The following is a 14810-nucleotide window of genomic DNA, read 5'->3' on the forward strand; positions in this document are numbered from 1 at the left end:
TAATAGATCATCACTTTTCCGAATTTAAGCACCTAGCTGAGCCTTTTATGTTTCAAATTTTCAAGCCGTGGTTAATGCCTTTTGCCTTTATCATTGCGACTCAGATTTCCGTTGTTCGTGCAGATTCCATTCGAGTTGTAGGGCCTAATGGCCAGATACAATCAGCGCCTACGTTTTCAGAACCACTTCAAAGAGCGCAATCGAATAGCGCTGAGCCTTCACGTTTCTATGGTCCAACTCGCGGCTCAGAAACATTGTGGTCTATTGCCTCAAAGTTACGCCCTGATAACTCCGTTTCAGTCCAACAAACCCTGTTGGCTATTTATCGCTTAAACCCACAAGCGTTTGAAAACCAGAATATCCATAGCCTGCTGCCTGCCAGTAATTTACGAGTGCCTTCTTTAGAGCAAGCACGTGCAAGCTCGACGCAGCAAGCTATCAACATCATGAACTCACATCTTGCTAAGCTTGATGCTCCTGCAAGTAAGCCTGTCGCTTCAAAACCAAAAGCGTCGAGTTCTGATGCAAAAAATGTTGCTCCTGCTAAGCAAGTAAGCACTACTGAAACCGCTAAAAAGCCATTGTCTCCAACTCAATCATCTCTAGCTCAATCTGCTCCAACCCAAGAGATGAACAAGTTAGAGAAGCAGCTAGAGCTTTCAGAAACTGAACTGCTGTCACTTGAAGAGAAAAACCACCAACTTCGTTTGATGTTATCGAATGTTCAATCGGAAGTGGATGAGCTAAAAACAGAGCTCAGTGATGAAGAGCGCATTCGTAGCGAAGTGGAAAAGCTGCTTGATGAAGAGCGCAGAAAGAACGCCGAAATTGAAAAGATGGCACCAAGTGCCATGGACGAACTGTTATCGAATGGTTGGTTAGTAGCGGCTCTGGCGATTATTCCAGGTTTGCTCATTGGTTTGATCGTTGTGATGCTGTTAGGCCGTCGTTCTAAAAATGATGAGCAACAGCAGACGACTCAAGAACAACCGCTTCAGCCAGAACCAAGCACCGTTGCGCCTATTGCATTGGGCGACGAGATGGATGACCTTAACGAGCTGTCTTTAGACGATGATTTGTTTGGTACAGAAGATGACGCCAACAAGCTGTTTGACGAGCAAGCGCTAGCCGAAGAAGACGATGTCTTTGCCGGCTTAGATGAATCTGATCTCGATTTCAATCTAGATGGTGAAGACGATGACCCATTTGCCAGCATTGGCGAAAACGGCGATTTAGACACCAACTTCGACGATCTAGATTTAGACAGCAGCAACGGCATTAGTGTTAATGGCGAAGAGAAAGCGCTTGGTCTTGAAGAGATGGAGCGTGCGCTAGACAAAACTGCGGAAAGCGCCGTCGATACTGATGATGTCGACTTCGACCTTTCTGATGATAACGCAATGTCTGCTGATGACATTGAAGCTTTACTATCTCAAGAGTCTGAAACTGAAGATCTCGGTTCCAACGAGCTAGACCAATCTTTATTAGATGATCTGTTTGCTCTTGATGACGAAGATGATGATAGCTTCGATATTGATGCTCTGATTTCGGAAGAGCAAAGTGATTCGCCTTCTAGCACTGAAACACCAGCAAGCGATGATTTTGACATCGATGCGCTTATCTCTGAGCAACAAAGTGAGACTAAGCCTGCTGATTTGAGCAATGACGACTTTGATATTGATGCTCTAATCTCTGAACAACAGTCCCCTGAGCCAGCTTCACCGACAGCGAATGATGATATTGATGACATCTTTGCCCAGGTTGCCGCTCAGAACGATCAAGCGAATGACCTTTTCAACCTTGATAGCGACGATGAGATTGCCACTAACCTAAACAGTGGTTTGGCGTCTGACGATGATATCGAAAACATTCTGTCTCAGTTCGATAAGCCAATCGTAGATGAAGAACCTCAAGACAGCGTTGACCTGCTTGATGAGCAATTGGCCGGGGATGACGTTGATTTAAGTAACTCGACTGACCTTCTTGATGAAATGTTGGAAGACGAATCGGATGATGAGTCTGAAAGTGAGCCTCTAGGCTTTGATTCCTTATCTGAACTTGAAGAGCTTTCTGGCCTATCGACCGATGATGAGCTAAACATTGCGGAAGATAGCACGGAAACTTTAGATGAATTGATAGGTGCTTCTGACGATGATGATTTCGAACTCGACGCCGCAAGTACCGACTTACTGGATGATTTCCTTGATAGTGAACTGTCAGATGATGAGCTTTCAGCGAATGCATCAAAATCAGAATCTCTAGACCCATTTGATGACTTACTGACAAGTGGCATTGAAGACGAGCTTGAATCTGAAGATAAGGCGTTTGATAAAGAGTTAGACGCAGCCTTTGGTTTTGACAACGTTAACGATGAACCTGAAAAGGACTCAGGCGTTGAGCTTACTCCGTTAACCTCTGAAACATCTGAAGTTGAGCCTGAGCAAGCATCGGACATTAGTGAAACACCACAACCTGAAGTCGTTAGTGATGAATCGTTAGACTCGGAAGTGACTCAAGAAAGTACTGACATTAAGCCAGAAAAAGATGAAGCCTTTAATCGTGATGGTTTTATCGATGATTTGTTCGGTGTCGCACCAGCAACGGATGCTTTGCTTGATGACTCGCTAGAAACAACAGACGAAGCGTTAATTGATGAGTTAATGACTTCTGATGACAATGATTTGTTGCCAGCGACAGAAGAGCCTGTTGAGCAATTAATTGACAATACGGTTGAACCAGAGCAAGCGTCTCTTTTAGACAGCGACGAAGTATCAGCGGAAGAAACCGCATCGTCGGTTGAAGATGATGAACTGGATATCGACTCGCTGTTATCTGAGAATTCTGATTTTGACAAACCAGATTTTGAAGAGCGAGTTCAAGAAGAAACCGCACAACAAGAACCAGAGTCAAAAGAAGCCGACATACAAGAACAAGCTTCGCCATCCTCTTTAAATGATATCTCTGAAGATGATGAAGAGACGGTTGAAGACTGGTTAGCTGAAGCCATCGGCGATGTAGAGTCGCCAGCGAACGTTACCTCTGATTTTGACTTTGAGCCGAAAATCCAAGGTAGCGATCAGCTTGAAGATGTTGTTGAATCCTTGCCAGAGCCAGAGCCAGAGCCAGAGCCAGAGCCAGAGCCAGAGCCAGAGCCAGAGCCAGAGCCAGAGCCAGAGCCAGAGCCAGAGCCAGAGCCAGAGCCAGAGCCAGTTCGTGCTGCAAATATGCCAGAGATCATTCCGAATGAATTTGGTGTGCCACAAGACGATGATTGGCTGGTTGAAGACGAGACGCCTGCACAAGAAGCATTGGCAGAACCTGGCGCAACACCAGAGCCAGTAACACCTGTCGCTGAACCTCAGTTAGATACTGAACCGCAAGTTGAAGCTACACCACAAGCGGAAGTAGCAGAACAAGCTGAAGTTCTAGGACAAGAAGGCGAAGAAGAATTCTCGTTTGATGACTTTGAACTACCAGAGTTTGGTGAAGAAGACGCACTAGCGGAAGCTGAATCTGAATCAACAGCAGAGCCAGCAATGCCTGCTATTGACTCTCAACCAAGTGTTGAGCCTCAAGCTGAAGCCCAAGTTACAGCTCAGGCGCAAGACGACGAAGAGTTTTCGTTTGATGATTTCGAGTTACCAGAGTTTAGTGAAGAAGACGCACTAGCGGAAGCTGATGCTGAATCAACACTGGAGCCAGCAACGCCTGTTATAGACTCTCAATCAAGTGTTGAATCGCAACCAACCGCTGAGCCTCAACTAGATGCTGCACCACAGGCAGAAACTGCGCAACCAGAAAGCGAAGAAGAGTTCTCATTCGATGACTTCGAACTCCCAGAGTTTGGTGAAGAAGACGCGTTAGCTGAAGTGGTGAGTGAGCCTGATGAAGCGCAGTTAGAGCAAGACTTAGCGCCTGACACAGAGAAGTTTGAGTTCGATGATCTTGATCTTCCTGAGTACGATGAAGAAAGCGCAAAAGCGGACTCTGTTTTAGATGATATTGAGCAAAGCAACGCTGAGCCGGTGGCGGAAGACCAAGGCGTAGAGTTTGATGAGTTTGATTTACCGGAATACGGTGAAGATGAAGCCATCTCCGATGCGTTTGCAGAGAAACCGACACCATTGACTTCTTTCAGCCCACAAGGCGAAGAGCAAGATGCGTTGCATGATCTGTTCTCAAACCCGCAGAGCTACAGTCAGACCGATGATTTCTCGAATGCTGATGACTCTGAACCGGCTGGTTTTACACAGCCAGAACAATCACTGAGCGCGGCTTCAGAGCCAAACTCAACGCCTGCATCGGTTCAAGATGAGCCACTAGAAGGCTTTGATGACTTTGATGAGACAGCATTAGCTGAGTTGCTTTCTGAAGATGTTCAAGACTCTGTCGACAACATGTTCGATAAGCCATTGGACGCAACTTCGATTGATAGCGCAGGGCTGGATATTGACGCAATGCTTGAAGTTGGCGGCGAAGACTGGAAAGGCTTTAACCTAGCGCCAGAGCAACAATCGAGCATGCATAATGATGTGCCTGATGACCAACAAGAGATTTGGGCGTCGGCTGAACAGCAAGCTGAACCGAAGATCAAAGAAGAGAATTGGGCTCAACAAGACAACTTAACTGAATCAGGCAACAGTCGTGATAAGCAGTACATGACGATTGATGAACTGATGGCTCAAGTCGAGCAAGAAGGTGAAGAAGTCATTAATCCAGACGATGAAGAGCTTAAACTGGATGTTGGTCTAAACGAATTCCCTGATGTTATCGGTGATATTGGCAATTATGATGTCGACAGCAATGCAGAAGCTGCGGGTAAGCTTGATTTGGCCAAAATCTACATCGAGATGAGTGACTCGCAAGGGGCAATTAAGCTTCTAGAAGAGGCAATCGTTGATGGCAGCGATGATATTCGTCGAGAGGCAAAAAATCTTATCGATACGTTAAACGGTCGATAAATTTACAAATCAGAAAGGGTAGCGTTGGCTACCCTTTATTTTAAGGCAATGCAGAGCGCTATCGTTTGATTTGGTTTTTCAACAGCATCGTCTCGGTCGCTGCTGATTGTTTATTGAAGTTTTAGTCCCATCCTATTTGGGCTAGCACTGATTTCCGTATATACTTCTCGCCCATTTTCAAAGAGAACAAGAACATGAAAATTGCTTTAGGTATTGAATATAACGGTACCCACTACTTTGGTTGGCAGCGCCAACGAGACGTGAAAAGTGTCCAAGAAGAATTGGAAAAGGCTCTTTCAGTTGTCGCGAATCACCCTGTAGAAGTTATGTGCGCAGGTCGTACAGATGCCGGTGTTCACGGTACGGGACAAGTCGTTCACTTTGAAACTAATGTCGATCGTAAAATGGTGGCATGGACAATGGGCGCGAATGCTAACATGCCAAAAGATATTGCGGTTCGTTGGGCGACAGAAGTGAATGAGGATTTCCATGCTCGTTTCTCGGCAACTGCTCGCCGTTATCGCTACATTATCTTTAACCATGCACTACGCCCAGGCATTTTGAATTCAGGAGTGAGCCATTATCATGGTCACCTTGATGAGAAAAAAATGCATGAAGCGGGTCAGTACTTACTTGGTGAGAATGACTTCACTTCGTTTCGGGCAACACATTGTCAATCTCGTAGCCCATGGAGAAACATGATTCACTTGAACGTGACTCGTCATGGACACTACATTGTGATCGATATTAAAGCGAATGCGTTTGTTCACCACATGGTGAGGAATATTACTGGTAGCCTTATTGCTGTAGGTAAAGGGGAGCAGAAACCAGAGTGGATCCAGTGGCTTTTAGAAGCTAAAGATCGAAAAGTAGCCGGCGCAACTGCAAAAGCGGAAGGTTTGTATCTGGTGGATGTTGATTATCCTGAACATTTTGAGCTACCACGAGAGCCAATTGGTCCTCTATTTTTACCGGATAATTTGAACTAAATGTGAGACTTAGGTTCAAAAATTATTACGGTTTAGTGCGTAAGATAGTCCCAGAAAATAGGTACAACCAGTTTTTTATCTACAGTCGCTGTTTTATGTGCTTTAATTCCCACGCATAATTCCCAAATTTATTTCTTTCGCAATCAAGCGGAAGAATCGAAACAAAAAGGTCTTCCATGAGTTGGCTTGAAAAGATTTTAGAAAAAAGCAACATCGTAACATCTCGTAAAGCGTCTATCCCTGAGGGTGTTTGGACTAAATGTACTTCTTGTGAGCAGGTTCTGTACCATGCTGAACTAGAGCGTAACTTAGAAGTATGTCCAAAATGTGACCATCACATGCGCATGAAAGCACGTCGCCGTCTGGATACATTCCTAGACAAAGGTGAGCGTGTTGAACTAGGTGCTGATCTTGAGCCACAAGACAAGCTGAAGTTTAAAGACTCTAAGCGTTACAAAGAACGTATCTCTGCTGCTCAAAAGAACAGTGGTGAAACAGACGCATTAGTTGCAATGAAAGGCGAACTATTGGGTTTACCTATCGTAGCGTGTGCTTTTGAATTCTCATTCATGGGCGGCTCAATGGGTTCTGTTGTTGGTGCTCGTTTCGTGAAAGCGGTAGATGCTGCTATCGAGAACAACTGTGGTTTAGTGTGTTTCTCTGCAAGTGGTGGTGCTCGTATGCAAGAGGCATTGATGTCTCTAATGCAAATGGCGAAAACCAGTGCTGCGCTTGAGCGTTTATCTGCGAAAGGCCTACCGTTTGTTTCAGTCATGACTGATCCAACAATGGGTGGTGTTTCTGCAAGTTTGGCAATGCTTGGCGATATCAACATTGGTGAGCCAAAAGCACTGATCGGTTTTGCTGGACGTCGTGTAATCGAACAAACGGTACGTGAAGACCTTCCTGAAGGTTTCCAACGCAGTGAGTTCCTACTAGACCACGGTGCTATAGACATGATCGTTGACCGTCGTGAGATGCGTCAGCGCGTTGCAAGCCTTGTTGCTAAAATGACCAACCAGCCTTCACCATTAGTAGTTTCTGTGAACGATTCACCGAATGAAGCTACTTATGAAGTACCAGAAGCGCCAGAAAAAGGGTAAAGTACCTTCTAACAAACCAACTTAATTATGGTTATGAGTTAGATGAGTCAACAACCTATTCCTCAAGCCACATCCTCTTTGGAGATGTGGCTTGATTATTTATCAAACATCCACACAAGCGCTATTGATCTTGGATTAGACCGAGTTCAGGCCGTCGCCTCTAAGGCAAACCTCACCAAACCTGCTCAACATGTTATTACTGTTGCCGGAACCAATGGCAAAGGCTCAACATGTGCACTGATGGAAGCGATTCTATTGGACGCTGGTTACTCAGTTGGTGTCTACAGTTCTCCTCACTTAATTCGCTATAACGAACGTGTTCGTATCAACGGCCAAGATCTATCTGATGAAAAGATGGTTCAGTCTTTCGATTTCATTGAGAAAGAGCGTGGCGAAATCAGCCTGAGCTTTTTCGAATATGGCACTTTAGCGGCGTTACGCGCATTTCAAACTGAAGCGGTTGATGTTGTGCTTTTAGAAGTGGGTTTAGGCGGGCGTTTAGACGCGACCAATATCGTTGAGCATGATGTTTCTGTGATTACTAGTTTGGCTGTCGACCATGTTGACTGGCTAGGTGATGACATCAATGTGATTGGCTTTGAGAAAGCGGGCATTTATCGCAGCGGTAAACCCGCTATCTGTGGTCAACCCAAGCCACCAGCAACGGTTGCAGCGCACGCTGATGATATTAAGGCTGAGTTCTACCAAGTCGGTATTCAATACACTTATGATGTTGACGGTGATACGTGGAACTGGCGCAGTGGGGCATTCCAACTAGAATCACTACCTATTCCAAGCCTGCCGTTACCTAACGCGGCAACAGCATTAATGGCATTGGGCACATCAGAGCTTAGTATTAGTGACGTGAACGTGGTTAACGGCATGAAGAATGCGCAGCTTCCAGGGCGTATGCAGCAAATTAGCGAACAACCCGTGATTGTGCTGGATGTGGCGCACAACCCGCATTCTGCTGAATACTTTGCGCAGCAAGTTACGAAAAAGTATGCAGGTAAAAATTTACACGTTGTAGTCGCCATGCTTCATGACAAAGATATCCCAGCGACATTGGAAGTATTAGCGCCAATCGCAACTCATTGGTATCCAGCTTCATTGCAAGGGCCACGCGCTGCGACAGCCGCTGAACTGTGTCAAAGCCTACCAGAAGGCGTAGAACAGCATTCAAACCCTGTCACAGCTTTTGAAGCGGCTTTAGCTTCTGTTAAAGGTGACGATGTTGTGTTGGTTGTCGGTTCTTTCCATACCGTGGGTGAAGTGTTGGAGCATTGGCAGAAAAAAGGAAACTAAATGGCAAGTAAATTCCAAAGCCGATTAGTCGGCACCATCATTTTAGTGGCCATTGGCGTGATTGTATTACCCGATGTGCTAGATGGTAAGAAGCTCCACTATAAAGAAGAGTTTGCAAGCATTCCGATTAAGCCTGAGCTTGATAGTAATGTTGAAGTGTTTGAAGTACTCGATCCCGTTGAAGATCAGATAGCGCTACCAGATTCTCCGGTTGAGCAAGTGGTTGAAAGTGGTCGTACTGATAATTCAAACACGCAAACCGCGTCTTCTTCCAATAATAAAGAAGCAGACAAAGTGGCAGTCGTGGTTAAGCCTGTACCTGAAAAAAATGAATACCAAGACAGTGCTTGGATTATTCAATTGATGGCTTTGAAGAATGCTGACAACGCAAAAAACGTTGTTAAGGATCTGCAAAAGCGTGGTTATCAGGCTCACACCAAGCAAGAAAAAACATTTACGCGAGTAATTATTGGCCCGGATGTCTCTAAATCCAAACTTGAGCGACAAATTAAGGAATTAGAAAAAATTACGGGTTCAAAAGGCCAATTGCTCAAATTTAAACCGTTAAATCCATAAGAAAACGTTTGCGTCAGCATTTTTTCTGTTAAAATGCGCGCCAACTTAAGATGAAGAATTCATGAATTGGTTAGATTTTGTCATTTTAGGCGTGATCGGCTTCTCTGCCGTGATCAGTTTAGTTCGTGGTTTCGCTAAAGAAGCCTTGTCACTCGTTATTTGGTTTGGAGCATTTTTTATTGCTAGCCAGTACTACGCTAAATTAGCGATGTACTTCACCAATATCGAAGATGAGATGTTTCGAAACGGAACTGCGATAGCAGCATTGTTTGTTGCAACGTTAGTTGTGGGTGCCTTAGTTAACTATGTCATCGGTCAACTAGTTCAGAAAACAGGCCTGTCAGGTACAGACAGAATCCTCGGTGTCGTCTTTGGTGGCTTACGTGGTGTTTTGATTGTTTCTGCAGTGTTGTTTTTCATGGATGCGTTTACTGCATTCCCAAGTTCTGAGTGGTGGAAGAATTCGCAATTGGTTCCGGAATTTAGTCGAATCATTGCGCCGTTCTTCGAGCATTTACAAGCAACATCTAGTTTCTTATCTGGCGCGCTCTAGCGCCAGTTAATGTCGAAAAATCGAGGATTAGGACATGTGTGGTATTGTTGGAATCGTGGGTTCAACACCTGTAAACCAGTCTATTTATGACGCTTTAACGGTATTGCAGCATCGTGGCCAAGATGCCGCTGGTATTTGTACCATAGAAAGCAATCGTTTCCGTCTGCGTAAGGCGAACGGTTTAGTAAAAGATGTTTTTGAAGCAAAACACATGCAGCGCCTACAAGGTGAAGTTGGTATTGGCCATGTTCGTTATCCTACTGCGGGTAGTTCAAGTGCGTCTGAAGCTCAGCCTTTCTACGTAAACTCTCCTTTTGGCATTACGTTGGCGCACAACGGTAACCTGACGAACGCAAACGAAGTTCGTGAGAAGTTGTTCGAAAAAGACCGTCGTCATGTAAACACAACCTCTGACTCTGAAGTTCTACTGAACGTATTAGCTCATGAGATCGATACCGTTAAAGGTAACGTAACTTCAGATGACGTTTTCCGCGCTGTGGCAAATGTGCACCGTACAATTCGTGGTGCTTACGCCGTAACTGCGATGATCATCGGCCACGGTATGATTGCATTTCGTGACCCACATGGTATTCGTCCACTGTGTCTTGGTAAGCGTGAAGTTCAAGGTAAAACAGAGTACATGGTTGCGTCTGAATCGGTAGCACTCGATGCTGTTGGTTTCGACTTCATGCGCGACGTAGCACCAGGTGAAGCTATCTACGCAACGTTCGACGGTGAGCTTTTCACCAAGCAATGCGCAGACAATCCACAACTAAACCCATGTATCTTTGAGTTTGTATACTTTGCACGCCCAGATTCATTCATCGACAAAATCTCGGTTTACAGCGCACGCGTTGAGATGGGTGAGATGCTTGGTAAGCGTATTAAAGAAGAGTACGCAGACTTAGATATTGATGTGGTTATCCCAATCCCTGAAACATCAAACGATATTGCGCTACGAATCGCTCAAGCGATCAATAAGCCATACCGTCAAGGTTTCGTGAAAAACCGTTATGTTGGCCGCACGTTCATCATGCCTGGTCAGCAACAGCGTAAGAAGTCGGTTCGCCGTAAGCTCAACGCAATTCGCTCTGAGTTTAAAGGTAAGAACGTTCTTCTGGTTGACGATTCTATCGTTCGCGGCACAACATCAGAGCAGATCATTGAGATGGCTCGTGATTCTGGCGCAAACAAGGTCTTCATGGTTTCAGCGGCTCCAGAGGTTCGCTTCCCTAACGTTTACGGCATTGATATGCCGAGCGCGACAGAGCTGATTGCTCATGGTCGTGATAACGAAACGATTTGTAAGCAGATTGGCGCAGACGCATTGATTTTCCAAACGCTACCAGATCTGATTTCTGCAGTGGGCATGGGCAATCAAGACATTTCTCGTTTCGATACTTCTGTATTTAACGGCGAGTATGTGACTGGCGATATCGACCAAGCATACCTAGATTTCCTAGACTCTTTGCGTAATGATGACTCAAAGGTTCAACGTGAGATTCAACAAGATCTTGCTAACTTAGAGTTACACAACGAAGGCGCGTAATTAGCGTTTCGTCAGTAATAAAGAGTTTTAGTTAGCCATGATTCATTATTGCTAGCGATAAAGAAAATAAAAACCAGAGCTTCGGCTCTGGTTTTTTGTTTATAGAGAAGGGGATTGACCTTAATGAATGTGGTATGCGATCACAAAATCAATAAACAATCTCACTTTCTCTGGTAGATGGTCTTTGTGGTTATAAAGCATGTAAATATCACGAGGGTTAGCGCTCCAGTCTTCTAAGACTTGTACCAAGCTGCCATCTTCAATGTATTCACGAATCATCACGTCAGGCATCAGGGTGATACCTAGGCCTTCTGAGCACGCTTGTCTCACGACATTAAGCGCATTGGCGTTGAAACGGCCTTTCTCGCTATTTACCACCGTCTCTTCATTCGAATTACTCAGCTGCCACTTAATCAGCGGGTAGCCTTTAAGTAGCGAATGGTTCGCTAGCTCTTCAGCATGGCTTGGAGCTGGGTTCTTCGCTAAGTACTCAGGGCTCGCGATAAGAATATCTTTGACTTCACTGATTTTTCGAGCGATTAGGCTTGAATCACGCTGCGGTCCGACACGGAAAATCACGTCCCACTCCGTTGGATCCAGCTGATCCGCTTGGTTGTTCATCATCAGCTCAATATTGATATCAGGGTATTGAGTCATGAATTCACTGAACATTGGCATCATCATGCGCTTGGTCAGATTTGAGGGTGCCGTAATACGAATCTTACCGGAAGCGCCTTTACACACGTCAGTTAACTCTTCTGCAGTAGAAGAGAGACGTTGCAACAGCGGAGAGCATTCATTGAAGAAACGTTCGCCTGCCTCTGTTAAAGAAAGTTTACGCGCGTGTCTATTGAGAAGCCTAAGGTTCAAAGAATCTTCTAAGGCTTGGATGCGTCGTGTGATGGTCGCAACCGGAATCATAGTCTTGCGCGATGTTGCGGTGTAGCTCCCATTTTCAACGACGAGTCGAAAGAGGTTTAAATCATCTAATTTCATAAATCCAGACACATTTGTTTACAATCTCATCTAATTTATACGTAACAGTGAGATCAATGTTTGCGTTACGTCAACTCGTTGCACTATTTACAAGTATTCCAACCCTCGTCACGAATTACCAGTAAAGAGTGCAAATTTGTGTATTTAGCATTTTATTACTAAGTTTTATATTAGTTCTTAGAACAGATAACAATAATAATTCGACTTAGTTTTGTGAGGTTATAGATTATGTACAAAACTCACAGTCAGCCAGTAATGACCTCGGCTCAGGAAGTAATTAACCAAAAATGCGTGATGTTGGTTGATGATGATCCTATTTTTCGCCGTATAACCAGCGCGTACCTAGACAAGGTCGGTTATAAAGTGGTTGAGGCTGAAAATGGACTGGACGCTTTGCAGAAACTTAGAGACTCAGCGCCAGATTTAATTGTGTGTGACTTATCAATGCCAATACTTGATGGCATCGAGCTTGTGGAAGAGCTCAGTTTGGAGTACCCGTCACTGCCGATGATCGTGGTGTCCGGTACTGATGATATGTCTGATGTGGCGAAAGCCTTGCGATTTGGTATTAAAGACTTCTTAGCGAAACCGTTAGAGGATCACCGTCACCTAGGAAGTGCGATTGCGAATACATTGACCGATTCGTTCGATAACATTTCAGACCAACGAGATTTTTCGAGCCAGTGGTTCTGTGTGGATGACGGGGGAGAGATCCCTGAAGACCAAGAACTGCATTGGCATCTGAATTACCTTCAAGATAATCCAAGCGCAGCAAAAGACTTACTGCATGCGTTGCTTCCAGAGAAAGACACGCGACAAGGCTCATGGCGTTGCAGTTACCGGTTACTGCAATCAACAGAGATGATGCCACTTGTGTTTGATTATGCGTGGATGATGAACGGGCAGTTTGCTTTTTACCTTGTCGATTCATCGTCTTCTGATAATGGCGGCTCCGCGACAACATTGTTGGTGAGAGCGCTGTTCCACGATTACATAAGAAACAGAAAAGATTTTAATGTTGATCTCAAAGATATTGCTGAGATCTTAGAGAAGGGGATTCGTTGCTCTAAATGTTCTACCCCAGTGAATGCCTTGTTTGGTGTTGCAGACCTTGCCGAGGGAACCATCTCCATTTTACCTGCGGGTTTAGATGGGCAATGGTCGAATGGTGAATTGAATCAACATATTGCAGCAGGTGAGCGCTTGGGCGAGAACTGCAAGAAGAACTTTATTACGCGGGACCTTCCGATCGAACAGGGCTGCCAACTTTCGTTGAGCCTACTTGGATCGGCAAGTTTTAGTTTAGACATACACCAAGGGTCTACTGATTAACCCTATATTTCCTCGGTTTTTGTGAATAATTGATTAAGGTATAGTTGCGCAAATGGTGTGGCTATGCCTTTTTTGTTAAATGTCGATTTAGCAAAGCGGGTTTGGTTCGCCGGATACTTACCTTTACTAACAAAAACAAGAAGCAATCATGGCAGATAACAAAGACTTTCAAGACCCGTTTAATGTATTCTACTTTTTAGGATTTTTAGCCGCATTTTTAATGATTCCATTGCTACCAGCAACACTTACGTTGATCCGTGTATTCAATGGTTACGCAACATTCTAGTTAAGCTGTCGTCGCCGATTGGTGGCAGCTAACTCAAGGAGGCCACAATTAGCGTTCGAGTTTTAAGCCTCAATATTGCTGGTGGCCTTTGTATATTTCTCGCAGTTCTAGGGATAGTTTTGCCCGTTCTGCCAACCACTCCTTTTCTCCTTCTTGCTAGCGCGTGTTTTATGCGAAGCAATCCGAAAGTTCATAAATGGATGCATGAGCACAAAACGCTGGGTCCTTTGCTGAACAATTGGTATCAACACGGTGCCGTCACCAAACAAGTTAAAACGCGTGGCGTATTCTTTATCTTGTTGAGTTTTGCGTTATCTATCTACTTTGCCCCTATCATTTGGGTCAAGGCTTTCCTAATTTGTGTACTTGTTATTCTTCTCACATGGTTTATGCGACTTCCAACCCATGAGTTGGTTGCTGACAGCAAAGAAAATCACTACCATTAAGCCAGTGTGCCTGCTTGTATAGCGGGCGTTTATTATTTCAGCAATCAGAGTTATGACTCTCGTTGCAATGAATACCAATCGTACCTTTCCTTAATTCCGAGCGTTGATGTTTGATTCGTTAACGAGAGTTTGGAAAGCGGCCTAATGAAGTGCATAAGATTATGAACACAGAAAAAATCTCTCTGATCAAAGCAAGCATCAAAAGCATTCCTGATTACCCTAAAGCGGGTATTTTGTTCCGTGACGTAACAAGCTTGATGGAAGACCCAGCAGCTTATAAAGCGACTATCGACCTGCTAGCGGAAACATACAAGGACATGGGCTTTACTAAGATCGTTGGTACTGAAGCTCGTGGTTTCCTATTTGGTGCGCCTTTGGCACTTGAGCTAGGTGTTGGCTTCATTCCTGTTCGTAAGCCGGGCAAGCTGCCTCGTCAAACTGTGGCACAATCTTATGAGCTTGAGTACGGCACCGACACTCTAGAAATCCATACTGATGCTATCGTTGAAGGCGATAAAGTGCTTATGGTTGATGACTTGCTAGCAACGGGCGGTACGATTGAAGCAACAACAAAGTTGATTCGTCAGCTTGGTGGTGTGGTAGAACACGCTGCATTTGTTATTAACCTTCCAGAAATCGGTGGTGACAAGCGCTTACAAGGCTTAGGTCTAGAAGTGTTTAGCATCTGCGAATTCGACGGTCACTAATCCTTTT

At 44.8% G+C, this 14810-nt stretch carries 12 protein-coding genes; 11 read left to right on the forward strand and 1 reads right to left on the reverse strand.

Translation table 11 applies throughout. The features are described from left to right. The first annotated feature begins 47 nt into the window (after positions 1-47). From OCV20_RS04765 to purF, 7 genes are all read left to right on the forward strand, one after another. The gene (locus OCV20_RS04765) at positions 48-4961 is read left to right on the forward strand and encodes a FimV/HubP family polar landmark protein (RefSeq protein ID WP_261881424.1); all 4914 of its coding nucleotides are present in this window, start codon (positions 48-50) and stop codon (positions 4959-4961) included. A gap of 194 nt (positions 4962-5155) precedes the next feature. After that, positions 5156-5950, forward strand: a complete 795-nt coding sequence (gene truA / locus OCV20_RS04770; RefSeq protein WP_004734161.1) for a tRNA pseudouridine(38-40) synthase TruA — start codon at positions 5156-5158, stop codon at positions 5948-5950. Between the two features lie 176 nt (positions 5951-6126). Further along, entirely contained in the window at positions 6127-7053 is a 927-nt protein-coding gene (accD, locus tag OCV20_RS04775) for an acetyl-CoA carboxylase, carboxyltransferase subunit beta (RefSeq protein ID WP_017062348.1), read from the forward strand. Between the two features lie 42 nt (positions 7054-7095). Then, positions 7096-8358, forward strand: coding sequence for a bifunctional tetrahydrofolate synthase/dihydrofolate synthase (folC, locus tag OCV20_RS04780; protein ID WP_050647390.1), 1263 nt, complete (start codon positions 7096-7098; stop codon positions 8356-8358). Next, positions 8359-8934 (forward strand): SPOR domain-containing protein, encoded by a 576-nt coding sequence (locus OCV20_RS04785; RefSeq protein ID WP_052878957.1) that lies wholly within the window; start codon positions 8359-8361, stop codon positions 8932-8934. Positions 8935-8995: 61 nt separating this feature from the next. Beyond that, a complete protein-coding gene (locus OCV20_RS04790) occupies positions 8996-9487 on the forward strand; it encodes a CvpA family protein (protein WP_009848678.1) in 492 nt (163 codons plus the stop codon). A gap of 34 nt (positions 9488-9521) precedes the next feature. Then, entirely contained in the window at positions 9522-11036 is a 1515-nt protein-coding gene (gene purF, locus OCV20_RS04795) for an amidophosphoribosyltransferase (RefSeq protein WP_017066676.1), read from the forward strand. Between the two features lie 120 nt (positions 11037-11156). On the opposite strand, the gene OCV20_RS04800 is transcribed toward purF, so the two are convergent. Continuing rightward, on the reverse strand, positions 11157-12032 hold the full coding sequence (locus OCV20_RS04800) for a LysR family transcriptional regulator (protein ID WP_017067604.1): 876 nt from the start codon (positions 12030-12032) through the stop codon (positions 11157-11159). A 228-nt stretch (positions 12033-12260) separates the two neighbouring features. Between OCV20_RS04800 and OCV20_RS04805 the strand changes: the two genes are divergently transcribed. From OCV20_RS04805 to apt, 4 genes are all read left to right on the forward strand, one after another. Continuing rightward, positions 12261-13364: a response regulator gene (locus OCV20_RS04805; protein ID WP_048610462.1), complete on the forward strand. Its 1104-nt coding sequence runs from the start codon at positions 12261-12263 to the stop codon at positions 13362-13364. 148 nt (positions 13365-13512) lie between these two features. Then, positions 13513-13650, forward strand: a complete 138-nt coding sequence (locus OCV20_RS04810) for a hypothetical protein (RefSeq protein WP_017067606.1) — start codon at positions 13513-13515, stop codon at positions 13648-13650. A gap of 74 nt (positions 13651-13724) precedes the next feature. Then, positions 13725-14096 carry a YbaN family protein gene (locus tag OCV20_RS04815; protein WP_029225617.1) on the forward strand — a complete coding sequence of 124 codons (372 nt, stop codon included), beginning with the start codon at positions 13725-13727 and terminating at the stop codon, positions 14094-14096. A 161-nt stretch (positions 14097-14257) separates the two neighbouring features. Continuing rightward, positions 14258-14803, forward strand: coding sequence for an adenine phosphoribosyltransferase (gene apt / locus OCV20_RS04820; RefSeq protein WP_017101994.1), 546 nt, complete (start codon positions 14258-14260; stop codon positions 14801-14803). Positions 14804-14810 lie beyond the last annotated feature (7 nt).

This window comes from Vibrio coralliirubri (assembly GCF_024347375.1).
GTDB classification, from domain to species: domain Bacteria; phylum Pseudomonadota; class Gammaproteobacteria; order Enterobacterales; family Vibrionaceae; genus Vibrio; species Vibrio coralliirubri.